The sequence below is a fragment of the Acinetobacter sp. CIP 101934 genome (assembly GCF_000369585.1).
Lineage (GTDB): Bacteria > Pseudomonadota > Gammaproteobacteria > Pseudomonadales > Moraxellaceae > Acinetobacter > Acinetobacter schindleri.
Map to the genome: position 1 here is coordinate 801,260 of NZ_KB850094.1, position 22,269 is coordinate 823,528.

Genomic DNA, 22,269 nt, shown 5'->3' on the forward strand with positions numbered 1-22,269 from the left:
TAAGCATGGATCTATTACTGCTGCTGAAAGCGGCAATCATGGGTATTGTTGAGGGTATTACTGAGTTCTTACCGATTTCCAGTACAGGGCATTTGATTCTGGCTTCAGAATTAATGAACTTCTGGACCAAGGAAAAGAGTGATGTTTTCGTGATTGCCATTCAGATGGGGGCAATCGCAGCAGTAATTTATGAATACTGGACACGTCTGTCGGGAGCCGCCACCGGGATTGTCAGTGGTGAACCACAAGGACGCCGTCTCGGTATTGGTCTGATTTTGGCTTCGATTCCAATCATACTTATCGGGCTGACTTTTGGTCAGACTGTAAAAGAATTGTTATTCAACAATATTGCAATTGCGATTGGCTTGATTGTCGGTGGTCTGATCATTATCTGGATTGAAAAGAATCCACCTCAAGTCCGTGCCCAAGAAGTTGAAGACCTGACCATTAAAGATGCTATCTGGATTGGTCTGATTCAGGTGTTATCGCTGATTCCAGGTACTTCACGTTCTGGTGCTACCATTATCGGGGCGATGTTCCTGGGAGTATCACGTAAGGCAGCGACTGAGTTTTCCTTCTTTCTGGGTATCCCGGTAATTGTCGGTGCAGGCCTGTTAGACTTATACCAGAGCTATGACGTGTTTAGTGGGACTCAGGACTGGGTGGTACTTACTGTTGGTCTTTTAGTCTCCTTTATTTCAGCATTGTTATTGATCCGTGCGTTAGTCGCTTATGTCGCGAAGCGTGATTTCATGATTTTTGCCTGGTACCGTATTGTATCCGGCCTGCTCATTTTATTGTTTGCATACACAGGCTGGACATTATGGTAAGCGAGATTCGCTTATACACCGAAGCTGCATATATCGAGAAAGCACAGCACTTTGAGGCTGTGCTTTCTTCTCGTGGTGTACAGGTTCAGATTGAAACCGTGGAAAAACTCAATGCGCGTTTCTTTCGCCTGACTCCCGAGCTGGCGCTGTGTGTTGATGCGGACGGTTTATGGCTATCTGCCAATGGCATGAAAATGCAACCGGACTGGAAAGCGGAAGTGGGGCGTTTAAAACGTGCTTCATTGAAGTCGGAAATGATTGCACGTGCTTGTAACCTGAGTGAAAAGCCGACCCTGATTGATGCGACTGCCGGTCTTGGTCATGACAGCCTGTTGATGGCACATCTTGGTGCGCATGTCACTCTGGTCGAACGTCATCCGATTCTGTTTACCTTACTGGAAGATACCCATGCGCGTGCACAGAATGATACTTTTCTGAATCCGGTTGTATCACGTATTCATCTGGTCTTCTCTGATTCTGCTGACTATTTAATCCAGCAGGCAGCAGAAAACGCCGTGGTGGATGTCGTTTATCTGGATCCGATGTTCCCGCAGCGTGACCAGAATCAGCAGGCACCCAAGAAACAGGCACAGGTAAAAAAACAGATGCAGCTATTGCATATGCTCTTGCCTGAAGATGGTGAAATGGACCTTGGTGATAACCTGCTGGAACTGGCACAGAAAATTGCTAAACGGGTGGTGGTGAAGCGTCCGCGTCTTGCCGTTTTTCTGGCTGATAAAGCACCCGATCATCAATGGCAAGGGGATGCTTGTCGCTTTGATGCGTATTTTCAGCATGATCTTGTAGCTGAATAAGATAATTGCTTCAAAATTCGCCAAGGATTTGTTATATAGTTAAAAATAGCATTGATAAAAGTCCTATCAAGCATAAACTTATTCTGCGAATTAGCGAGCCACTTGATCTCCCCGAAATCCTATGATCGACTTCAAACCATCCATTAATTTTTGGCACGATTTTAAGAGCAATCAAATTGCCGGAATATGGTTGTTTCTGGGGTCGAGGCGTTCCCTGCAAATGGTACGTCCCTCCATTCTTCAACTGGTGTTCTGGGGCATTCTGGGCGGTTGTGCCAACAGCCTGTTCAGCTGGCTCAGTTCAGGCCGGATTGGGGAATTTAACTCCCAAGGTCTGGTTAGCTACGCACTCTGGCCTTTTATTGCCCTGATTGTCGGGATTTTTCTGTCACAGCGGATCAATAATCCGCGTTTGATGCTGGTGCCGGCCCTGCTCTGGCTGGTACTGGATACGCACATCATGCTGTTCCAGTGTCTGATTCAGTATCTGGGCGATCTCGACTATCTGCCGTACATCCTGTATGACTATATCCCGACCTTATTTGTGATGCTGTTTGTCTGGCAAAGTCTGGCTGTGGTCTGGGTATTCTCACGTGAACTGAAATGGCCGTGGTGGGAGCGGGCACTAATTATGCTGGCAACCCTGTTTACCTTGGTCGTTTGGCAGATTTCTGTCAAAGATCAGCCGATCTGGAAAGTGGAAGAAGTCCCGCCCAGCTTTGCTGAAGATGCCTTCTATGCACAACCTAATTTACTAAACAAAGCGCTGGATTCTATTGAATATGGCGAGTTTGCGCAGTCACACTGGTATTTTGTGGGTGTGGCAGGTGCCAGCTATCAAGATGTATTCTATTCAGAGATTGAACGGATCAAGGAACAGTTTGATACCCGCTTTGGAACCTTTGGTCGTTCGATTGCCTTGGTAAATCACCCAGCAGCTCGTACCGAGATGCCAATTGCTTCCAAAACCAGTATGGAACTGGCTTTACGCCGTATTGGCCAGCAGATGAATCGCGAAAGTGATGTGCTCTTCCTGTACATGACCTCGCATGGTTTGCCAAACGTATTTGAAATGGAAAATGCACCGCTAGATCTGGCACAGGTCGATCCAAAGTGGCTGCGTGACACGCTGGATGCATCCGGCATCCGCTGGCGAGTCATTGTGATTTCTGCCTGTTATTCCGGCAGTTTTGTTTCTGCACTGCAAAATGAAAATACCTTGATCATCACCGCTTCAGCAGCAGATCGCCAGTCCTTTGGCTGCTCGAATGAAGCCGACTATACCTACTTTGGCCGTGCCTTCTTTGATGAAGCCATGCGTGAGCAGGACAGCTTAAAGGAAGCTTTTACACAAGCCAGCCAGACGGTAGCGAAGTGGGAAAGTGCACAAGGTTTTGAACCTTCTGAGCCGCAGTGGGTCATCGGTAAGAATATGGAGTTGATGTTACCTCAGCTTGAACAACGTCTTTTCCCGCCAGCGACAACAGCTTCAGCTTCCCAGTCAGTCGCTTTGGCGCCCTAAACTGATCAATGACTTTAGAAAATAGAAAAGGAATCATGATGGAACTGCTACAGAATAATAGAAGTTTTGAAGGTGAACAGCGAATCTATCGCTTTAATTCTAAAGTGTTAAAAAATTCAGCGCGCTTTGGTATATTTCTGCCGCCGCAAGCCTTGGCAGGACAAAGCTGTCCAGCGTTATTTTATTTGGCAGGTCTGACCTGTACTGAAGAAACCTTTGCGATTAAAGCGCATGCGCAGCGTCTGGCAGCACAGCTGGGCCTGATTCTGATTACACCAGATACCTCGCCACGTGGTGAAGGGGTAGCTGAAGGGGATAACTGGGACATCGGACAGGGTGCCGGTTTCTATATCAATGCAACGCAGTCTCCTTGGGCTGAACACTTCCAGATGGAAAGGTTCCTCATGAATGAGCTTTATCCATTAGTGAATGAAGAATTTGAAATTCAGCCAGGCAAAATCGGTATCTTTGGACATTCGATGGGGGGGCATGGCGCATTAACCTTGGCATTTAAATATCCAGAAAAATTTGTCTCTGTTTCTGCCTTCGCTCCGATCTGTGCACCAAGCCAATGCCCTTGGGGTGAAAAGGCCTTTAGCAATTATTTAGGTGAAGATCGTGCAGAATGGGCCAAACATGATGCGACTGAACTGGTCAAAGCCAAAGGTGCACTTTATCCGGATATCCTGATTGACCAAGGCTTTAATGATCAGTTCTATAACCAGCTGAATCCTGCCTTATTCCAGCAAGCTTGTGATGCCGTGGGACAAAAGCTCACCTTGCGTGAACATCAGGGCTATGATCACGGTTATTACTTTATTCAGAGCTTTGTTGATGACCATCTACAGTTCCATGCGGTACAGCTCGAAAACTGATTTTTAGCTATAACCCAAAGCAAATGACTCATGGCATGGATGCAAATATGCTGGTATCCATGTCTGATCATGCGCTATGCTTGCAAAGATTTATATAATAAAAACAAGGCAGTTTATGCAAAATACCAGTGATATAGACGCATCTACAATTCCTCCAGTCATTCCACCATTTCCACCTGATATTCCAGCCACGTCGGAAGTAAGACCTGTACGGGTAGGCGGATTGCAGCATTTTCGTTTTCATGGGACTGCCAGTGAATATTTCGGTATTTGGATTGTGAATATCCTGCTGACAATCGTCACTTTAGGATTGTATTCACCTTGGGCCAAGGTACGCCGTTTACGTTATTTTTATGGTAATACTGAATTTGTACAACGCCGTTTCGACTTTACCGGGGTGCCAGTCAAAATTTTGATGGGGCGTCTGATTGCGCTGGGACTATATTTTGCGATTTCGATTGCTTCAAACCTGTCTACTACAGCGACACTGGTCGGGTTGCTGATTCTTTATCTGGCAGTGCCCTGGCTGATTCGGGCGACACTACGATTTAATGCCCGCAACAGTAAATTTGGCAATGCCCGGTTTTATTTTGGCGGCACCAATAAGGAAGCTTACTGGACCTTTATCAAAGCCATCCTGATTTATATCCTGACCCTAGGGATCTTTTTCCCGGTATTGGTCTGGCTATATAAACGTTATTGCTTTGATCATCTTTATGCAGGTCAGTTGAAATTCAAGCTGAATGCCACATGGGGCGATTACATGAAGGCCATGTATGTCCCGCTGTTTATTTTCATGGGTTTTCTGGTTGCGGTGATGATCTTTGGCATAGGTTCCAGTTTTACCAATCTTGGCAATCCTGGAGTTTTAAGCTCGCTAATCGGCTGGATTGTGGCGATTTATCTCTTTGGTTTTTTTATTATTTTCCCCCTGATGCAGGCCCGGATTTTTATTACCACCTGGAACAATACCTCTATCAGTCGTAGCCAGTTCAAGACCGAGTGTACCCAATGGCACTATACCTGGATTCTGGTGACTAACTGGATTGCACGTATTCTGAGTTTAGGTTTGCTTACACCATGGGCAGTGATTCGTCTATATCGCTATCAGGTGGAATCATTAACCCTGAATTTACATAATGATCCGGACATGATGATGAACAGAGCACAGCAGGATCACAGTGCGCTGGCAGAAGAGATCAGTGACATCTTCGATATTGATGTGTCGTTATAACAGGAGAAAAGTATGTCTGCTCAGGTCACTGACGTCATTTTCTATGATGGCATTATCTCAAAACCGCAACCGGCGCAGGTGTCCCGGATTGATGATCAGTCGGTACTGATTCGTTACGGCGAAGCTTATGCACAGCAGCGGCGTTATCTGTATGCAGACATGCAGCTGATTGGAGCACTTGGAAAAATTCAGCCAGTGGTTGAACTCAAAGATGATGCCCGCCTGGAGTTTTCTTCTGAGCTGCCAGAATGGTTTAATTTGCAGCGTAAGGGATTACAGCACTCGATCTGGAAGCTGGAACGCACTCCGGCTTTGATTCTGTTTAGTGTGGTATTTGTACTGGCACTGGGTTTTGCGACAATTAAATGGGGCATTCCAGCAGCTTCCTATCATGTGGCTCATCATCTGCCTGCCAACACTTTGACGCGTATGGGCGATGAAGCAGAAAGCTATGTCTTGAAGATGACTGAAGATACTAAATTGCCTAAGGCACGTCAGCAGAAGATTGTTACGCAATATCAGCAACTGGTTGCAGGAGATCAGCCGGCGAAAGTGGTGTTCCGTCAAGGCGGAGCAATCGGTGCCAATGCACTGGCGATTCCAAACAATACCATTATCCTGACTGATGAACTGGTCGCACTGGCTCAGGATGATCGGGAAATTATGGGGGTGTTGGCGCATGAACAGGGCCATCTGGTACAGCGGCATAGCCTGCAACAGGCACTTTCCAGTTTAGGGTTTAGCGTAATTTTAATCATGATTACCGGTGATGGTTCAGACTTGCTGACCAATTTACCGGTGGCCATGGTCGGCGCCAGCTATTCGCGTAATTTTGAGGCTGAAGCAGATGACTATGCTTTAAATGCGATGCAGGCCCAGCATATTCCCACCATTCATTTTGCCAACTTTCTGGAACGCTTGGCTAAAGACAGTGGGGAAGATAAGGAGGCCGAAAGCTCAGTATGGGATTTCTTTAGTAGCCATCCTGCAACACAAGAGCGGATTAAGGCGGTAAAAGCATTTGAGGCAGAACATACACTACGACAGCCCTGAGGCTTAGAGTTGCTGAATTTGCCATTCTGCCTGTAAAGGCTCCTGACCCATCCGTTCGAGATGCTCAATGACCACCTGCTGTAGTCGCGGCAGGTCGACATCTTCCTGCTGTACCCGAATCTGTACCCGTAAATGCTGATCCATAGGTATCATTTCCACCGTCGCATTTGGCATGTGAATTTGAATATTCTGTTCAGTCGAGGCCACTTCAAATTTGTGTTGCCAATGTTTCATTAACCGTAAGGCAATACGTTGAGCTTGTAAGGTCGGAATATCAGTATAACTTTCTTGCATAGTTTGAATGATCTTGTTGAGAGGTATTCATCATAGGCGGGAGCATCCATAACCGGCAAGTCTTGTCCTATAACAATTTGTTAAGCGGATGCGATTATTCAGGCGAACAGACGCAGGCGCAAATACAATTTGTTATAATGCGGTATTCATCTCATATTCAGCCAGGTTCTTCCATGTCCAAGCCGTATTTAATTGCACCTTCTATTTTGTCTGCTGACTTTGCCCGCTTAGGTGAAGAAGTTGAAAATGTACTGGCAGCAGGTGCTGATGTTGTTCATTTTGATGTCATGGACAACCACTATGTGCCAAACCTGACTTTTGGGGCAGGTGTGTGTAAGGCATTGAAAAAATATGGCATTAAGGCACCGATTGATGTGCATCTTATGGTCAAACCGGTCGATCGCATGATTGGTGATTTCCTTGAAGCCGGTGCGGACATTATTACTTTTCATCCGGAAGCTTCTGATCACGTTGACCGTTCTTTGCAGCTGATTAAATCTGGCGGTGCTCAGGCGGGTCTGGTATTTAATCCGGCAACACCTTTGCATTACCTTGATTATGTACTGGATAAAGTGGATCAGATCCTGTTGATGAGTGTAAACCCGGGCTTTGGTGGTCAGAAATTCATTCCGATGACTTTGGATAAATTACGTCAGGCACGCAAGATCATTGATGCTTCTGGTCGTGATATCCGTCTAGAAGTAGATGGTGGTGTAGGACCAGCCAATATCCGCGAAATTGCACAAGCAGGTGCGGATATGTTTGTAGCAGGTTCAGCGATCTTCGGTAAACCGGATTATAAAGCTGTGATTGATGAAATGCGTGCAGAACTGGCGAAAGTAGGACAAGTCACTGTCTGATCGGAATTTTATGTTATTCACAGCAATCTGTGGATAACTTTATGGATAAGTATATGGATATCTATGTGGGTAACCCTATGGATATCCAGCATAAATTGTAATCAATTGTAGCTTGGTTGTTTAAGCATTATACAAAATATGTATAAAAAGAACTCAATTTGGGTTCTTTTTCTATTTTGAAAGACTTACAAATTCTGGTGTTTTATTCACCTATGCTTACAAATCAAGCTTTATAAAAAGTGATCAACTTATTTTAAATTCGTGTTTCATTGTGTAACTTCTCCGAACAATTTTAAATTTAATTCATGTGCATAACTTAATTATTTGATGTGGATAAGCTTCTTGTTTTGGAGCAGTGCTGAGCACCTTGTTGTCATTTTTAAAGCAAATGAGAACTCTGTTTTGTTCTCAACTGTATGTCTAAAGTAGCGAGTTTTTTAAGGGCTGTCTTGGGTGCTTGAGTTAAGCTGAGTTAAGTTACATCTCATACGGTCAATTTTTGTAATCTGCCCTATATTTTTGCAAGTAATTTTATACAATCTCACAGTTTTAGGAGGAACGACCTCCCTTGATGTAAAATATTGCTTTTACTCAGGAAAAATCGTCAGGACGGCCTGATTTCTTAATTCATGAAGGAGGGCATATGGCCTGGTTTTTACTCATACTGGCAGGTCTTTTTGAGGTAGTGTGGGCCTACTCAATGAAGCTATCGGAAGGCTTCAGCAAACTGACCCCCAGCATTATTACTATCTTTTTCATGTTTCTAAGTTTTGCACTGCTGGCTTACGCTATGCGTACGCTACCTTTAGGCACCGCCTATACCATCTGGACCGGAATTGGTGCGGTTGGTTCTTTCCTGATTGGGATTTTTATTTTGGGAGAACCTGCGACTGCCATGCGCATGCTGGCAGCTGTCTTGATTATTTCCGGTCTGGTCTTGATGAAACTCTCATCTTCTTAAAGTTTATAGGGTGTACCCTAATGTAAATGTTTCAGTATTTATTTATATCAACCTTCTATTGAGCATTACGTTAAAATATAATCTTTCTGTGGCAATGCAACAGGGTGAGGACATGAACTTAAGCTATATCTATATGGATTCACCTGTGGGGCAATTGCAATTGGTGGCGAGTACTAAAGCACTGGTTGCGGTGCTTTGGGACTGTGAAAAGCCGAACCGGGTCAAGCTGGCAACTTTAATGGAAGATCCTGGGCATCCTATTCTGGTTGTGACTAAAGTGCAGTTGGAACAATATTTTGCTGGTCAACGTAGCTGTTTCGATGTGCCTTTGGACTTTGCCGGTACACCATTTCAGAAAAGTGTCTGGCAGGCCTTGCTGAATATTCCTTATGGAGAAACTCGAACCTATCGTGATATTGCCCTGGAAATTGGTAATCCGAAAGCGGTTCGTGCCGTGGGGGCTGCCAACGGTCGTAATCCGATTTCGATTATTGCTCCATGCCATCGTGTGATTGGTGCCAATGGCGCTTTGGTGGGTTTTGCAGGTGGACTGGACCGCAAGGAAATCCTGTTAAATATTGAACAAAATAAGTAAGATATATTCTATCCTAATAAAAATCTGACCCAACAAAATGAATCCATTTTTCGCCCCAGTGATTGAAAGTTTCTGGTGGCTGTTTCTTTTATTTTCCTTAGCAGCTTTATTCAAGCTATTTAAACCATATCTCAAAGGGAAATTCGGTGAGTTTGCCGTTATTGTGCATGCTAAACGCTATCTTAAACAGCCGCATTATATTTTGATGAATGACCTGACCTTTGAGGATGGGCAAGGGACTACTACCCAGATTGATCATCTACTGTTAAGCCCATTTGGGCTATTTGTGATTGAAACCAAGAATTATAAAGGCTGGATTTTTGGGGGTGAACGTCAAAAAATGTGGACTCAAAAAATTTATAAACAGAGTTATAAATTCCAGAATCCGCTGCATCAGAACTATAAACACGTCAAAGTGCTGGAACAGGTTCTGACAGACGTTTTAAGTCCAGAACATATCCATTCACTGGTGGTGTTTATGCCAGAAGCTGAGTTTAAGACCGCGATGCCAGCAAATGTTTTTCGTAATGCCAGCTGGACGGATTACGTGAAAAGCTTTCAGGAGCCGGTAATTTCTGAAACCAAACTCAATCGGATTCAGCTGCATCTGGAGAAGGCTATGCTGGAGAAATCCAGACAGACCAATCGTCAACATATAGAGGGCTTAAAGCAGCGTAAGCAAGTTAAATAAAAAATCCCTGAAAAGTTCAGGGATTTTTAGCGGAATGCTGAGCATATCTGAGCTTTTCGGTAATTTCTTCCAGCGGTTTTACCCGTTTTACTTCATCCCACAGCGACTTCGCTTCAGGATAATGCTTGGACATCATGCCGAGCCACTGCTTATAACGACCGACCATATTCATTTCTTTTTTATAGGAACCATTCAGAAAACGAATTTGCAGACCAAGCAGTTCGTTCCAGCTAATGAGTGGATCATCACTATTTTTACGGATACATTGAGTCAGATCAGGCGTCGTTACTGCACCGCGTCCAATCATCAGATCTTCACAACCAGATTCTAGCTGACATTGCTTGGCATCGGCATTTGTCCAGATTTCACCATTGGCAATGACATTAATTTTTAAGGCTTCACGGATCGGTTGTAGCTGGTCCCAGAATGCAGGTGGGGTATAGCCATCCGCTTTAGTCCGCGCATGCACTGTTACCCAGGCAGCACCAGCATCTTCAATGGCATGGGCATTTTCCAGCATAAAGTTACGGTCCATATAGCCAAGCCGCATTTTTGCGGATACCGGAATATGTGCAGGAACCGCATCACGCACAGCTTTCACCAGCTCATACACGACTTCAGGTTCATCCAGCAGTACTGAACCACCACGATGACGGTTGACGGTTTTAGCCGGACAGCCAAAATTCATATCAATTGCGGGTGCACCCATAGCAGCAACTTTGACTGCATTGGCTGCCAGCATTTCCGGATTATTCCCCAAGAACTGTACATGTACCGGTGTACCGGCTGCAGTTTTACCTTCATTTAGGAGTTCAGGGCAATAATTATGGTAAACATGGTCCGGCAACAGCGAATCTGTGACACGAATAAACTCGGTCACACACCAGTCAAAGCTTCCGACGGATGTCAGTACATCGCGCATAATCGGGTCCGTTAAGCCTTCCATGGGTGCAAGAACAAGTTTCAACGGTCAACACCTGTGAATTTGAAAAACGGTGTTATACGGCTTTTTCGCCTGAATGTCCAGGCAGTTTAAATTTCATGCTTATAAAGGGAGGGAGCGTGAGAATGGATTTAGTACATATCAACAGATCAGCTGTCTTCAGCACAATAAAATAATAGAGTTTTAAATATTGATGGCTATATTGAAAAGAACAATAAATTTTCAGGATGGCAGTATGGAACAGCCTCATTTCAAGGATTATTTCTCCCAGCAGTCACAGGACTACGCCTTGTTTCGTCCACATTATCCAGACATGTTGGGCAAGATATTGTCAGAGCTGTCACCTGATATACAACTGGCTCTAGACGTTGGTTGTGGCTCAGGGCAGTTTTCAGAGGTCTTGGCAAATTACTTCGATCAGGTGATTGCGATTGATGGCAGTGCTGAACAGCTTGCCCAAGCCAAGCCTCATTCAAAAATACAATATCTTCAAGCTAGAGCAGAAGATATTCCTCTGGCTGACCAGAGTGTTGATCTGATTTCGGTAGCGCAAACTGCACATTGGCTGGACCTGGACAAGTTTTATGCAGAAGTACAACGTATTGCGAAACCAAATGCCATTCTGGCTTTGATTACTTATGGTGTTTTTAATGTTGATGAGGAGCATTTGAATCATTATTTCAGGCATTTTTATGAAGTGACACTTGCTTCATACTGGCCGCCAGAACGTCCTCATGTAGATGAAGGTTATCAGAATCTGATATTCCCATTTGAAGAAATTTCAATTTCGCCCCCTGTGCTGCAAGTTGAATGGAACTTTTACCAGCTGATTGGTTATATGAGTACATGGTCAGCTGTTAAAGCAGCCACCAAAGCTTTAGGACATAATCCACTCAATATACTGGCAGATACCATGTTATCCGAATGGGAAGATCCGGAATTGCCCAGAGTCATCCGCTGGCCCCTGTCGGTACGGGTAGGCAGAGTAAATCCAGATTAAGTTTTGGCAAATAAAAAGCCCAGTAGTTGGGCTTATGAAAATATTAATTTTAAAAAAATCTTAAACTTACTTATTCAACAACATTTCCAGCACAAACTTGGAACCGATAAAACCTAAAGCCAGCAAACCAAAACCGATTAAAGTAAAACGAACAGCCTTTTGTCCACGCCAGCCAAATTTCCAGTGACCAATCAGTAAAGCGCCATAGACCAGCCAGGAAATAATACTAAATACTGTTTTATGTGCGAGGTGTTGGGCGAAGAAATCATCAATGGTAAAGAAGCCGAAACCTAAGGCAATAGTCAGTAGGACAAAACCGGTCATCAGCATATCAAACAGCAATGATTCCATATCCTGATACGATGGTAACAGATTGACCCAGACCCGGCGTTTCTGTTTTTTCTTGAGTTCACGGTCCTGAAAACGCAGAATCACCGCCTGAATGGTGGCCATCAGCAGCACTGCATAGGCAGATAATGACAGGATAATATGAATATCAAGACCAAGCGAGTTCTGCACAATGATTTTGGCTTGTGGGGTAAAAGCAAAGCCTAAAATCAGGCCAGTCGCTGCAACCGGAATACCAATCAGATTCAATGGCAGAATAGGGCGATAGGTACTATAAGCCAGACTCAGTAAAAGCAGCAGTCCGGAAGTAAACGAAACCAGAACAAAGACATCATAATTTATCCCCATCGGGGTGTGCATGTCACCATAAAGAACCATGCCATGTAACACCAGACCAAGAGCAGCTGTGATACCGACAAACCACTGATTTGGAATACGTTTCGACATTAAATGAACAAACAAATACCAGAAAGATGCGGTATAGGCGACTAATGCCAAAATTGTATAAACCAGAGGGAGGCTAACCATGTCTAACCTTTTTAAGGGTGATGAATATTCATTTATATAAATTCGATGCGAACTACAGTATCCTATAGCATTCTATGCATAAATTTTCTATTTTAAGAAACAATTTTTTGCTCACGGCTATTTTAAGCGGATTTTGCAATGTTTGATACCTTAACAGAACGACTCACGCAGAGTTTAAGAAATGTTACTGGCTCAGGGCAGCTAACCGAAGACAATATTAAAGATACGTTACGTGAAGTACGTATGGCACTTCTTGAAGCCGACGTTGCGTTACCTGTAACTCGTGAATTTATCGCGAAAGTTAAGGAAGAAGCATTGGGCCAGGAAGTGATGACTCAGTTATCTCCAGGCCAGGCCTTCGTCAAGATTGTCTATGACGAACTAACCAAGATGATGGGCGCGGCGAACGAAAGCCTCGACCTGGCAGCAAAACCACCTGTGGTTGTGCTACTTGCTGGTTTGCAGGGCGCGGGTAAAACCACGACTGCTGCAAAACTTGCACGCTTCTTACAAGAACGTCAAAAGAAAAAAGTCGCGATGGTGTCTGCCGACGTATACCGTCCAGCAGCAATCAAGCAGCTACAAACGGTTGCGGGTGAAGTAGGTGCGATTTTCTTTGAATCGAATGCCAATGAACGTCCAATTGATATTGCCAACCGTGCTATCGAACAGGCAAAAATCCAGTTTGCTGATGTCCTGATTGTCGATACCGCAGGCCGTCTGCATGTCGATGATGACATGATGGATGAGATTAAAGAATTACACGCTGCGATTAGCCCAACTGAAACCCTGTTCGTGGTCGATGCCATGACTGGTCAGGATGCGGCAAATACTGCAAAAGCCTTCAACGATGCTCTACCTTTGACGGGTGTAATCCTGACCAAGACTGATGGTGATGCTCGTGGTGGTGCAGCACTTTCTGTTCGTGCCATTACCGGCAAGCCAATCAAGTTCCTGGGGATGGGTGAAAAGCTGGATGCGCTTGAGCCATTCCATCCGGAACGTGTGGCACAACGTATTCTTGGCATGGGTGACGTGCTTTCTCTGGTCGAAGAAGTTGAACGCAAAATCGACAAAGAAAAAGCCGAGAAAATGGCGAAAAAACTGCAGAAAGGCGGCAGCTTCAACTTTGAAGATATGCTGATGCAGTTTGAGCAAATGAACAAGATGGGTGGCATGATGGGCTTCCTGGATAAACTTCCAGGGATGAGCAGTGCTGGCCTTCAGGATGCAATTGCTCAAGCCAACCCTGAAAAACAAATCAAGAAAATGGAAGCGATCATCCAGTCTATGACTGTTAAAGAGCGTCGTAACCCTGACTTGATGAACCCAAGCCGTAAGAAGCGTATTGCAGCAGGCTGTGGTATGGATGTTGCTGAAGTGAATAAACTGATCAAGCAGCATGCCCAGATGGCGAAAATGATGAAGAAATTTGCCAATCCATCAGGTATGGCAAAAATGATGAAGTCACTCGGCGGCTTGCAGAAACAGTTTGGCGGCGGTGGTGGCATGGGTCCACTGTTCGGCGGCAACGACAAGAAATAAGTTCTTTGTTTAAAAAAAGGCGCTTCATGCGCCTTTTTTGCTTTTTAAGATATACAGTTTAATCAAAGCATACATTTACTTACCCAATCCTGTCGTTAGCTGAGGCAGACTCTTTAAAAAATGTAAACACAGGAGTAATAAAATGACGCAAGTGATTGTGGTACATGGCTATACGGCTGGTCCAGATGAAAACTGGTATCCCTGGATTCAGCAAAAAGCCAAGGAAGAACATATAAGCCTAAAAGTTTTGCGACTTGATCCCTCTACCACACCTCGGCTGGAAACCTGGCAAAAGCAGATGCAGGAGCAGATAGAAAGCGTCGATGAGAACAGTATCTTTATCGCTCACAGCTTAGGCACTATTGCGGCTTTGCATTATTTATCTCATAAATTAAAACAGCAGAAAATCAGGCAACTCGTACTCATTGCTGGTTTTAATGGTCGACTCGGACGTCTGGAAGAAGTGAATCCATTTATTGATGCTGCCCAAATTGACTTTGATTTATTGAAACAGCAGATTCAGGAACGAGTGGTCATCTATTCTGAAGGTGATGATCGGGTAGCACCAAAATTTAGTCTGGAACAGGCAGAAAGTCTGGATGCACAAGTGATTAAGGCTCAGCATTTTGGTCATTTTATTGATTCGCAAGGCTGTACTGAACTGCCTGAAGTCTGGCAAAGTATTGAATCAAATCTTATACGCCAATAAGTGTTTCGAGGCTGAAAGATAAAGTTTACAAAATGGATGCCAGTGGTCTGGAAATTTGCTTGAAAGCTTTGTAAAACATGTTAAAACAATGAGCCAGGAGCATCATTATTTTAACAATTAGTATAAGTATACAGCGATGACAAATAAATCAGGGAACGTTTATATCATTCATGACTATCAGTCGACCTCCAATGACCATTGGTATCCGTGGTTAAGTCGACAGGTCAAGAAACTTGGTATTGATGCCAAGCGCATCATGTTAGCCAATCCATTAGAACCGAAAATGCAGGATTGGCAACAAAGTCTGGCGGTACAGATTCCGCAAATGGATGCCGACACCATTCTGGTAGCACACGGGTTGAGCTGCCTGAGTGTGTTGAAATTCGTAGAACAGCACTATCTGACTCACCGTAAAGCTATTCGGGGAGTAGTGATGGTGGCAGGTTTTGATCAGCCGCTGGTGATGTGGTCAGAACTGAATGATCTGGTGCGCAGTGTAAAACTGGATTTCAAAACACTTTCCAAAAGCTATAAATACGGGGTTATGTACATTTCTAACAATGATCCACATGTACCCACTGCCATGTCTTTAAGTCTGGCCCATCGACTTCTCAATACCCAGATTTTTGAAGTCTTGCAGGCCGGACATTTTGAAAAAACTGATGGCTATGCAGATTTCCCACAGCTACTGGAAGTCATCCAGCGGCTGTATGGTCTAAATGAGCTGCAAAATGCTGCAGGCCTTTAAGTAACAGGTCGGGTTCAATCACGGGCTGGAAGGATTGTAAATGCTGTGCAAACAGCGGCGCATCACCACCCGTGAGAATCAGCTGGGCAGGAAAGTCACTCAACACCTTTTCAATGGTGCTGAGTAGCCCGAGCAGAATACCGTGATGTACGGCATCAATGGTATTGCGTCCCGGGCTCAGCTCTTCAAACGCAGCATCTGGAATTTTAATGCCTTTGGTATTCTGAATCAGGGCATCCCGCTGTAGATGTAAGTTTGGCAGGATAAAACCCCCCAGATGTTTTTGCCCTTGAGCCAAGTCAATGGTGAGAGCGGTACCACAGCTAATGACGCAATAGTTTTGTGTATTCGATGTTGCAACTGCCAACACCTGTAACCAACGGTCAATTCCGAGTTGAGCCGGATCATCATAACCACAGATCAGGCCTGCATATTCAGCATGAACTTTGGCAAAGATCACTGGAATATTCAGGCGTTTTAGAATTTTCAGGATACGGTCATTATTTTGCTTATCTAGCACAGAAGAGATTCCCACCTGATGCAGGCCAGATCCCATAAAGTGTTGAATCAGACCCAGCAGTAAATCCGCCGGAGACTGTAGATGCATTTCAGCCGCATGTTCAATGATACGGTCTTGTTCCGTGATCCAGTATTTAAGACGTGTATTGCCAATATCCAGCCATAATTTTTTCATTGATCTTGCCTTAGCTACCAGTCTTTAAACGTAATTGCCCTTGATAAAAGGTCTGAATACCAGATTCAGTCTCAATCTGCACCGCGCCATCTTCCTGAATGCCTACAAAGATGCCTGCATATTGTCCTTGTAGGTCAGTAAATTCCACCTGTTGTTGAATGAAAGCTGCATGATGGTTAAAGCGTGCTGCCAGATTATGGCTGCCATGATTAAACCATTGACCTGCCTGTTGAATGGCCTGATAGAGTTCAGCAATCAGCTGGTTGCGTGTCACTGTAGCCAGGCCCAGTTCAGAGAGGGAAGTGATCGGCTGATCCAATTGTTCTGCTTCAATCGGGGCCAGGTTAATTCCCACACCGACCACTGCCTGATGGGTAGAGAGCGGCTCTACCAGAATGCCGCCCCATTTGGCATTCTGACTATATAAATCATTTGGCCATTTCACTTGCAGATCAAGCTTTTGCAAGCTAGGCATTTGCAGAATATTGAGTGCAACTTCAAGCGCGAGACGACCATCAATCGGTATCTCTGTATTCAGCAATGTGCTTAAATAGATATTGCCTTCTGGAGAAATCCATTGGCGTTGACGCTGGCCTCGGCCCTGAGTTTGGGCACGACTGCTGACCAATACCTGTCGAATGCCCTTTTGAGCGAGATCCCGGACATCATCATTGGTCGAAGTGGTGACGGGTTTCAGCAACAGGACTTCAGGCAGTTGTCCTGCATCTTTAAGCAGCTGCTGCAGTTCGCGAGTTTCTACATCCATCTGAATTTAAACGTGGTAAATGTCGTTATGGAGTTAATCATATATTTGTTGATTGGTGCAATTGCTGGTTTCACCGCAGGCCTGTTTGGAGTCGGTGGTGGCCTGATTATTGTGCCAATTCTGTACATTGTATTTACCCAGCTCCAGTACGATCCAAGTGTCATCATGCACATGGCAGTAGGAACCTCTTTGGCGACGATTATTGTGACCTCAATCAGTTCGGTCATGGCACATCATCTCAAAGGTGCAGTACTTTGGCCTGTTTTCCGTAATCTGGCACCTGGTTTGGTGATTGGATCGTTTCTCGGTGCAGGCATTGCAGACTATTTACCGGGTCAAGGCCTGCAGCTTCTGATCGGTTTCTTTGCAGTATGGGTAGCTTTACGAATGTTTAGCCGTGCCAATGTCAAGATTGATCCAGCAAGCACACTACCTTCTACGCCAAAACAAATGGCGACTGGGGCTGGAATTGGTATTGCCTCTGCAATCTTTGGAATTGGCGGCGGCAGTCTGACAGTGCCATTTTTAAACCGTTGTGGCGTAGTAATGCAAAAAGCTGTGGCGACTTCAGCTGCATGTGGACTCCCCATAGCGATTGCTGGCGCACTCGGATTTATGTGGTTTGGTAAGCAGTCGGATGTTACGGTACCGAATACCATTGGCTATATTCATATTTATGCCTTTATCGGCATCAGTATTATGAGTTTCTTTACTGCCAAAGTGGGGGCAAAAGTGGCACATCTATTGTCACCGGTCATGTTGAAGAAATGTTTTGCGGCCTTATTAAGCGTTGTCGGTAGCTATTTTATTTATCAGGGTATCAGTGCCTTTCTGTAAGGTAATTTATTTAATACAGATTGCAGAAAAGAGAGTTTAAGTACTCTCTTTTTTTATTTGATCAATATGTTTATGCTGATAAAGAGAATAAAAAACAGCATAAACAACCGCTAAGCTGGTTTATATAGAGGCTGGTTGGCTGCATAGACAGAATATTGTCTGACAATGTCAAAGCATTCCTTTAATAAAATAGGTTAAATAAATGAAAAGTCATTCAGCATGACAAGAACTGCATCAATAAAAATAAAGACAGGATGGCCATGCACGAGGAAAAAGCAAACAGCTTGTCTGAGCAGATCGCCAGGCATATCAGTGAACAGATTATTCGTGGTGAGCTTGTGGAAGGTGAGCGGATCCAGGAACTGAGAGTTGCATCAGAACTTGATGTCAGTCGTGGTTCTGTACGTGAAGCATTATTATTGCTGGAACGCACCCAGCTCATCGAAATCTATCCGCGTCGCGGTGCCATTGTCTCAGAAATGTCTGCACTGCAAGTTCGTGCCCTGTTTGAAATGTGCTGTCTTCTGCTAGGTCAGATCGTGCAGCGTATGGCTGAAACCTGGCGCCCGCATGAGGCAGAGCGTGTTCAGCTATTATTAGAACAACTAGAAGCGGAAACCCGCCAAGGTCACACCGAAAAGTTTTATGATTTGATCTTTCAGGGGCTGGCGCAGCAGCAGGACATGGTTGGCAATCCCTATCTGATGCGTTACTACCATGAGCTACTGCCTTCACTGCGGCGCAGTTACTTTTTAACCCTGAATATTTCCAAGCGCGAGCTACAGGAATCTTTTGATCTGTTTAAGCTGGTAACTGATGCAATTCTGAGCCGAAAATCACATCAGGCCACTTTATTTATGGAAGATTTTTGTCGACACTTGCGCAACCTTGTGTTGGAATCACTAACACGGATGAAACAAATTGAACTTGCGTGGGCGAGACGCTCGCGCCGTTAAATCAGGACATTATGCGTTTAAGCAGTTTAAAACTTTCAGGCTTCAAATCTTTTGCCGATAGTACAACTTTACACTTTAAAGATAACCGGACTGCCGTTGTGGGGCCCAATGGTTGTGGCAAGTCCAACGTCATCGATGCAATTCGCTGGGTAATGGGGGAATCGAGTGCGCGCCAGTTACGAGGCGGCAGCATGCAGGATGTCATTTTTACCGGGACTGCGAAGCGTAAGCCAGTGGGTGTGGCGAGTGTAGAACTACGCTTTGAAAATACCTATGGCAAGCTCGGCGGTGCGTATAATGCCTATAATGAGCTGGCCGTACGCCGTCAGGTCAACCGGGATGGCAAGTCTGAATATTTCCTGAATGGTACCAAATGTCGTCGTCGTGACATCACTGATATTTTCCTGGGTACCGGTCTGGGACCACGTTCCTACGCCATTATCGAACAGGGTATGATTAACCGTCTGGTCGATGCCAAGCCTGAAGAAATGCGGGTTTATATCGAAGAGGCAGCGGGCGTATCGCGCTATCAGGCCCGCCGTCGCGAAACCATGCAGCATCTGGAACATACCACCCAGAATCTGTCTCGCTTAGAAGATATTGCTTCCGAACTCAAGTCTCAACTCAAAACCTTAAAACGCCAGTCCGAAACTGCAATTCAATATAAAGAACTCGAAGGGCAGATCCGTACCCTGAAAGTTGAAATCCTGTCATTCCAGTGCGAGCAAAGCCAACGCTTGCAGGAAGAATATACCGTTGAGATGAACACGCTAGGCGACAGCTTCAAGTTAGTACGTTCTGAACTGACCACGGTTGAGCACGATCTGGGAACGACCAGTGAGCTGTTTCAGCGTCTGATCCAGCAGTCCACCCCATTGCAAAATGAATGGCAACAGGCCGAGAAAAAGCTGGCTGAACTGGAAATAAACCTGAAGCAGAAACAGTCTCTGCTGGAGCAAAACTCAACCAGTCTGGTACAACTAGAACAACAGAAAGCTCAAACCAAAGAACGTTTGCAGTTGATTGAATTACAACTGGATACCCTACAAGAGCAACTAGAAGATCAAACCACACAGTTACAGCAACAGGAAGGTTTAAGTCAGGATCAGCAACAAGGTTTGCAGGAACTGAAATCTCAACAGGCTTCAGTCGCGACCCAATTTGCCCAGATTAAAACTCAAGTCGAACAGCAACAGCAGCGCAAGATGCAGATGCTGGCACAAAGCGAGCAATTAGCTAAAAATATTGTTCGTATCGAGCAGCAAAAAGAAACCTTGCAGCAACAGTCCGCCCAGATTCAGAATCAAGCACAGCAAGATGAGCTGGAACAGTATCAGCAGGAGAAAGCTGATACTGAACAACAGCTGGTTTGCCTAGAAAGCCATCATGCTGAACTGAGCCAGCAGCTGGAACAGGTTAAACAGGCACATAGCGAACAACAGCAACGACAGATGCATTTGAAATCTGAATTGCAAGTATTGAATGCAGAAAAGAAAAACCTTTCCCAACTTCTGACGAAAGCTAATCCGGCAGCTAAAGCGGATGCCGTGCAACTGATGCATGTGCTAAAACTGAATGAGCAGGGCAAAGCCCATGCCAGCCTGATCGAGAAATTTCTGGCAAAATGGCTGTCTGCTCAGGTACTTTCAGATTCAGATCATTTTCTGGAAAATACAGCACGTCAACTGAAAGCACAGCAATCGCCTGCTAAAATCCAGCTAGTAAATGTTCAATCGCTGGCGGACTGGATTGAAGAGCCACACTATTCTTTATGGCAGCAGGTCGCCGTAGTGGAAACCCTGCAGCAAGCGCTACAACTACAAGACCAATTGCAGTTGGGTCAATCCATCCTTAGTTTAGATGCTTATCATGTCGGTCCAGACTGGGTGATTGGACTAGAGTTTGATGAAGCCAGCCAGGCAGGTCAAGGCGCACTGAGCCACCGGATTCGTCTGGATGAAATTGGAGTACAACTAGCTAAGCTGGAAGAGCAATCCCGCCAAGCTGAACAGCATCTGGCTGAATCAAAAGAACAGCTGACAGCGCTGCAAATTCAGCTACAGCAAATCACCAGTCAACAGCAACAGGCACAGAAGCAGCTGCAACAGCTGGACTTAAATATTGCCAAAGTACAAAGCACTGCTCAGGCTTTTGCAGTCCAAAAGCAACAATTACAAAACCAGCTCCAGCAGCTAGATGAACAGCTGGAAGAAGATGCAATGCAAAAAGATGATCTGGAAATTGATCTGCATGCATTAAATCTAAAACTGGAACAGGCTTTACCGAATTATAAGACCTTGCAATTCCAGCTGGATGAACTGACTACACAACTGGAAGATTGCCAGCAGCAAACCCACAATGCTCAGCAGGAACTGGAAATTACCCGTCGTCAATCGGTTCAGTCCAAACAGCAAGTCGAATTGCTACAAAAAGACCGAGTATTCCTGAAAGAGCAGTATCAACAAATTCTCCAACAGATTGAACAGGCCAAGAAATTTATTGATCCGGTACAGTTAGAACTGCCGCATCTGGAAAGCCAGTTTAACCAGCAGGTGGAATTGACAGCAAAACTGCAAAAAACCTGGTTGGAATGGCAGGTCGAGCTGAATCAGGTACAAAATAAACAACAGCAGCTCACTGAACAGCGCCATCAGTTCCAGCAGCAGGATGAAATACTGCGGAATACACTGGAACAGAAACGCCTGGCTTGGCAGGCAGCTAAATCTGATCTGCAACACTATTCTGAGCAGTTAAAAGAATTGAATAGTGAAGTCATTACTGGTCTGAATATCGAAGTTAAAGTACATCAGGCCAAGCTGGAAAAAGCCCAATCGCAGTTCGACAAGCTCGGAGCGGTGAATCTTGCAGCATCTGAAGAATATGAAGAGGTCTCAAAACGCTATAATGAGCTGAGCCATCAGATTCAGGATCTGGAAAATACCGTCGAGCAGCTGCAGGCGGCCATGAAGAGCATCGATCAGGAAACGCGCAAGCTGTTTATGCATACTTTTGATCAGGTCAATGCTGAATTGCAAAACCTGTTCCCGAAAGTATTTAATGGCGGCGAAGCGAGCTTAAGTCTTGAAGACGGATGGCAATCAGGTGTAAAACTGATGGCACGACCACCGGGTAAGCGTAACAGTTCATTGGCTTTATTGTCTGGTGGCGAAAAAGCATTAACAGCATTGGCTCTGGTGTTTGCGATTTTTCGTCTCAATCCGGCGCCATTCTGTGTGCTCGATGAAGTCGATGCACCATTGGACGATGCGAACGTGGGGCGTTTTTGTAATTTAGTCAAAGAGCTTTCAGAACAAGTGCAATTTATTTACATCACACATAATAAGCTTGCAATGATGATGGCAACAGACCTCTTGGGTGTGACCATGCCTGAACCGGGCACCTCAAAACTGGTTACAGTGAATTTGGAACAGGCAAAAGAATACGGCTTAGCTGCGGAGGCATAAA

The 22,269-nt window shown here is 45.0% G+C and carries 22 protein-coding genes; 17 read left to right on the plus strand and 5 right to left on the minus strand.

The annotated features are described in order from the left end of the window. Window positions 1-5: 5 nt before the first annotated feature. The 6 genes from F899_RS04265 (at window position 6) to F899_RS04290 (ending at window position 6,329) form a co-directional block, all read left to right on the plus strand. Window positions 6-830 carry an undecaprenyl-diphosphate phosphatase gene (locus F899_RS04265; protein WP_005221045.1) on the plus strand — a complete coding sequence of 275 codons (825 nt, stop codon included), beginning with the start codon at window positions 6-8 and terminating at the stop codon, window positions 828-830. Then, entirely contained in the window at window positions 824-1,645 is an 822-nt protein-coding gene (locus tag F899_RS04270; protein WP_004811263.1) for a class I SAM-dependent methyltransferase, read from the plus strand. Before F899_RS04265 ends, F899_RS04270 begins: the two co-directional genes overlap by 7 nt. Before the next feature lie 121 nt (window positions 1,646-1,766). Continuing rightward, window positions 1,767-3,167, plus strand: coding sequence for a C13 family peptidase (locus F899_RS04275; protein WP_034424181.1), 1,401 nt, complete (start codon window positions 1,767-1,769; stop codon window positions 3,165-3,167). Window positions 3,168-3,205: 38 nt separating this feature from the next. Then, entirely contained in the window at window positions 3,206-4,042 is an 837-nt protein-coding gene (fghA, locus tag F899_RS04280; protein WP_004811257.1) for an S-formylglutathione hydrolase, read from the plus strand. A 115-nt stretch (window positions 4,043-4,157) separates the two neighbouring features. Then, window positions 4,158-5,276 (plus strand): YjgN family protein, encoded by a 1,119-nt coding sequence (locus F899_RS04285; RefSeq protein ID WP_005221046.1) that lies wholly within the window; start codon window positions 4,158-4,160, stop codon window positions 5,274-5,276. 12 nt (window positions 5,277-5,288) lie between these two features. Further along, complete coding sequence (locus tag F899_RS04290) at window positions 5,289-6,329, plus strand: M48 family metallopeptidase (protein ID WP_005221047.1); 1,041 nt, start codon at window positions 5,289-5,291, stop codon at window positions 6,327-6,329. A gap of 3 nt (window positions 6,330-6,332) precedes the next feature. Here F899_RS04290 and F899_RS04295 read toward each other — a convergent pair whose 3' ends face one another. After that, complete coding sequence (locus F899_RS04295) at window positions 6,333-6,623, minus strand: DUF2218 domain-containing protein (RefSeq protein ID WP_004811251.1); 291 nt, start codon at window positions 6,621-6,623, stop codon at window positions 6,333-6,335. A gap of 173 nt (window positions 6,624-6,796) precedes the next feature. On the opposite strand from F899_RS04295, the gene rpe reads away from it, so the two are divergent. The 4 genes from rpe to F899_RS04315 all read left to right on the plus strand — a co-directional run bounded on the left by rpe (window position 6,797) and on the right by F899_RS04315 (window position 9,730). Beyond that, a complete protein-coding gene (gene rpe / locus F899_RS04300; RefSeq protein WP_004811249.1) occupies window positions 6,797-7,483 on the plus strand; it encodes a ribulose-phosphate 3-epimerase in 687 nt (228 codons plus the stop codon). Between the two features lie 643 nt (window positions 7,484-8,126). Next, a complete protein-coding gene (gene sugE, locus F899_RS04305; protein ID WP_004811247.1) occupies window positions 8,127-8,444 on the plus strand; it encodes a quaternary ammonium compound efflux SMR transporter SugE in 318 nt (105 codons plus the stop codon). Between the two features lie 112 nt (window positions 8,445-8,556). Further along, on the plus strand, window positions 8,557-9,039 hold the full coding sequence (locus F899_RS04310) for a methylated-DNA--[protein]-cysteine S-methyltransferase (RefSeq protein WP_008304399.1): 483 nt from the start codon (window positions 8,557-8,559) through the stop codon (window positions 9,037-9,039). A gap of 37 nt (window positions 9,040-9,076) precedes the next feature. Continuing rightward, window positions 9,077-9,730: a nuclease-related domain-containing protein gene (locus F899_RS04315; RefSeq protein ID WP_004811243.1), complete on the plus strand. Its 654-nt coding sequence runs from the start codon at window positions 9,077-9,079 to the stop codon at window positions 9,728-9,730. 16 nt (window positions 9,731-9,746) lie between these two features. Here F899_RS04315 and F899_RS04320 read toward each other — a convergent pair whose 3' ends face one another. Continuing rightward, window positions 9,747-10,697, minus strand: a complete 951-nt coding sequence (locus F899_RS04320; RefSeq protein WP_004811242.1) for a tRNA dihydrouridine synthase — start codon at window positions 10,695-10,697, stop codon at window positions 9,747-9,749. A gap of 211 nt (window positions 10,698-10,908) precedes the next feature. Between F899_RS04320 and F899_RS04325 the strand changes: the two genes are divergently transcribed. Next, a complete protein-coding gene (locus F899_RS04325) occupies window positions 10,909-11,673 on the plus strand; it encodes a class I SAM-dependent methyltransferase (RefSeq protein ID WP_004811241.1) in 765 nt (254 codons plus the stop codon). Between the two features lie 66 nt (window positions 11,674-11,739). Here F899_RS04325 and F899_RS04330 read toward each other — a convergent pair whose 3' ends face one another. Next, entirely contained in the window at window positions 11,740-12,549 is an 810-nt protein-coding gene (locus F899_RS04330; protein ID WP_004811239.1) for a cytochrome C assembly family protein, read from the minus strand. A 138-nt stretch (window positions 12,550-12,687) separates the two neighbouring features. Here F899_RS04330 and ffh point away from each other — a divergent pair, with 138 nt between their 5' ends. The 3 genes from ffh to F899_RS04345 all read left to right on the plus strand — a co-directional run bounded on the left by ffh (window position 12,688) and on the right by F899_RS04345 (window position 15,551). Beyond that, on the plus strand, window positions 12,688-14,094 hold the full coding sequence (gene ffh / locus F899_RS04335; protein ID WP_004811236.1) for a signal recognition particle protein: 1,407 nt from the start codon (window positions 12,688-12,690) through the stop codon (window positions 14,092-14,094). Window positions 14,095-14,236: 142 nt separating this feature from the next. Continuing rightward, window positions 14,237-14,803: an RBBP9/YdeN family alpha/beta hydrolase gene (locus tag F899_RS04340; protein WP_004811234.1), complete on the plus strand. Its 567-nt coding sequence runs from the start codon at window positions 14,237-14,239 to the stop codon at window positions 14,801-14,803. A gap of 136 nt (window positions 14,804-14,939) precedes the next feature. Beyond that, window positions 14,940-15,551 carry an RBBP9/YdeN family alpha/beta hydrolase gene (locus F899_RS04345; protein ID WP_005221048.1) on the plus strand — a complete coding sequence of 204 codons (612 nt, stop codon included), beginning with the start codon at window positions 14,940-14,942 and terminating at the stop codon, window positions 15,549-15,551. On the opposite strand, the gene F899_RS04350 is transcribed toward F899_RS04345, so the two are convergent. Beyond that, window positions 15,499-16,245, minus strand: a complete 747-nt coding sequence (locus F899_RS04350) for a type III pantothenate kinase (RefSeq protein WP_005221049.1) — start codon at window positions 16,243-16,245, stop codon at window positions 15,499-15,501. The genes F899_RS04345 and F899_RS04350 overlap by 53 nt on opposite strands. 10 nt (window positions 16,246-16,255) lie before the next feature. Further along, entirely contained in the window at window positions 16,256-17,011 is a 756-nt protein-coding gene (locus tag F899_RS04355) for a biotin--[acetyl-CoA-carboxylase] ligase (protein ID WP_005221051.1), read from the minus strand. 27 nt (window positions 17,012-17,038) lie between these two features. On the opposite strand from F899_RS04355, the gene F899_RS04360 reads away from it, so the two are divergent. From F899_RS04360 to smc, 3 genes are all read left to right on the plus strand, one after another. After that, window positions 17,039-17,848, plus strand: coding sequence for a sulfite exporter TauE/SafE family protein (locus tag F899_RS04360; RefSeq protein WP_005221053.1), 810 nt, complete (start codon window positions 17,039-17,041; stop codon window positions 17,846-17,848). A 260-nt stretch (window positions 17,849-18,108) separates the two neighbouring features. Continuing rightward, window positions 18,109-18,804 carry a GntR family transcriptional regulator gene (locus F899_RS04365; protein ID WP_005221054.1) on the plus strand — a complete coding sequence of 232 codons (696 nt, stop codon included), beginning with the start codon at window positions 18,109-18,111 and terminating at the stop codon, window positions 18,802-18,804. Window positions 18,805-18,815: 11 nt separating this feature from the next. Next, window positions 18,816-22,268, plus strand: a complete 3,453-nt coding sequence (gene smc / locus F899_RS04370) for a chromosome segregation protein SMC (RefSeq protein ID WP_005221056.1) — start codon at window positions 18,816-18,818, stop codon at window positions 22,266-22,268. The last annotated feature ends 1 nt before the right edge of the window (window position 22,269 follow it).

Excerpts from the sequence above, each read along its gene's own strand:
- F899_RS04265 (WP_005221045.1), top strand. The coding sequence starts at position 6 with ATGGATCTATTACTGCTGCTGAAAGCGGCAATCATGGGTATTGTTGAG.
- F899_RS04270 (WP_004811263.1), top strand. The coding sequence starts at position 824 with ATGGTAAGCGAGATTCGCTTATACACCGAAGCTGCATATATCGAGAAA.
- F899_RS04275 (WP_034424181.1), top strand. The coding sequence starts at position 1,767 with ATGATCGACTTCAAACCATCCATTAATTTTTGGCACGATTTTAAGAGC.
- fghA (WP_004811257.1), top strand. The coding sequence starts at position 3,206 with ATGGAACTGCTACAGAATAATAGAAGTTTTGAAGGTGAACAGCGAATC.
- F899_RS04285 (WP_005221046.1), top strand. The coding sequence starts at position 4,158 with ATGCAAAATACCAGTGATATAGACGCATCTACAATTCCTCCAGTCATT.
- F899_RS04290 (WP_005221047.1), top strand. The coding sequence starts at position 5,289 with ATGTCTGCTCAGGTCACTGACGTCATTTTCTATGATGGCATTATCTCA.
- F899_RS04295 (WP_004811251.1), bottom strand. The coding sequence starts at position 6,623 with ATGCAAGAAAGTTATACTGATATTCCGACCTTACAAGCTCAACGTATT.
- rpe (WP_004811249.1), top strand. The coding sequence starts at position 6,797 with ATGTCCAAGCCGTATTTAATTGCACCTTCTATTTTGTCTGCTGACTTT.
- sugE (WP_004811247.1), top strand. The coding sequence starts at position 8,127 with ATGGCCTGGTTTTTACTCATACTGGCAGGTCTTTTTGAGGTAGTGTGG.
- F899_RS04310 (WP_008304399.1), top strand. The coding sequence starts at position 8,557 with ATGAACTTAAGCTATATCTATATGGATTCACCTGTGGGGCAATTGCAA.
- F899_RS04315 (WP_004811243.1), top strand. The coding sequence starts at position 9,077 with ATGAATCCATTTTTCGCCCCAGTGATTGAAAGTTTCTGGTGGCTGTTT.
- F899_RS04325 (WP_004811241.1), top strand. The coding sequence starts at position 10,909 with ATGGAACAGCCTCATTTCAAGGATTATTTCTCCCAGCAGTCACAGGAC.
- F899_RS04330 (WP_004811239.1), bottom strand. The coding sequence starts at position 12,549 with ATGGTTAGCCTCCCTCTGGTTTATACAATTTTGGCATTAGTCGCCTAT.
- ffh (WP_004811236.1), top strand. The coding sequence starts at position 12,688 with ATGTTTGATACCTTAACAGAACGACTCACGCAGAGTTTAAGAAATGTT.
- F899_RS04340 (WP_004811234.1), top strand. The coding sequence starts at position 14,237 with ATGACGCAAGTGATTGTGGTACATGGCTATACGGCTGGTCCAGATGAA.
- F899_RS04345 (WP_005221048.1), top strand. The coding sequence starts at position 14,940 with ATGACAAATAAATCAGGGAACGTTTATATCATTCATGACTATCAGTCG.
- F899_RS04350 (WP_005221049.1), bottom strand. The coding sequence starts at position 16,245 with ATGAAAAAATTATGGCTGGATATTGGCAATACACGTCTTAAATACTGG.
- F899_RS04355 (WP_005221051.1), bottom strand. The coding sequence starts at position 17,011 with ATGGATGTAGAAACTCGCGAACTGCAGCAGCTGCTTAAAGATGCAGGA.
- F899_RS04360 (WP_005221053.1), top strand. The coding sequence starts at position 17,039 with ATGGAGTTAATCATATATTTGTTGATTGGTGCAATTGCTGGTTTCACC.
- F899_RS04365 (WP_005221054.1), top strand. The coding sequence starts at position 18,109 with ATGCACGAGGAAAAAGCAAACAGCTTGTCTGAGCAGATCGCCAGGCAT.
- smc (WP_005221056.1), top strand. The coding sequence starts at position 18,816 with ATGCGTTTAAGCAGTTTAAAACTTTCAGGCTTCAAATCTTTTGCCGAT.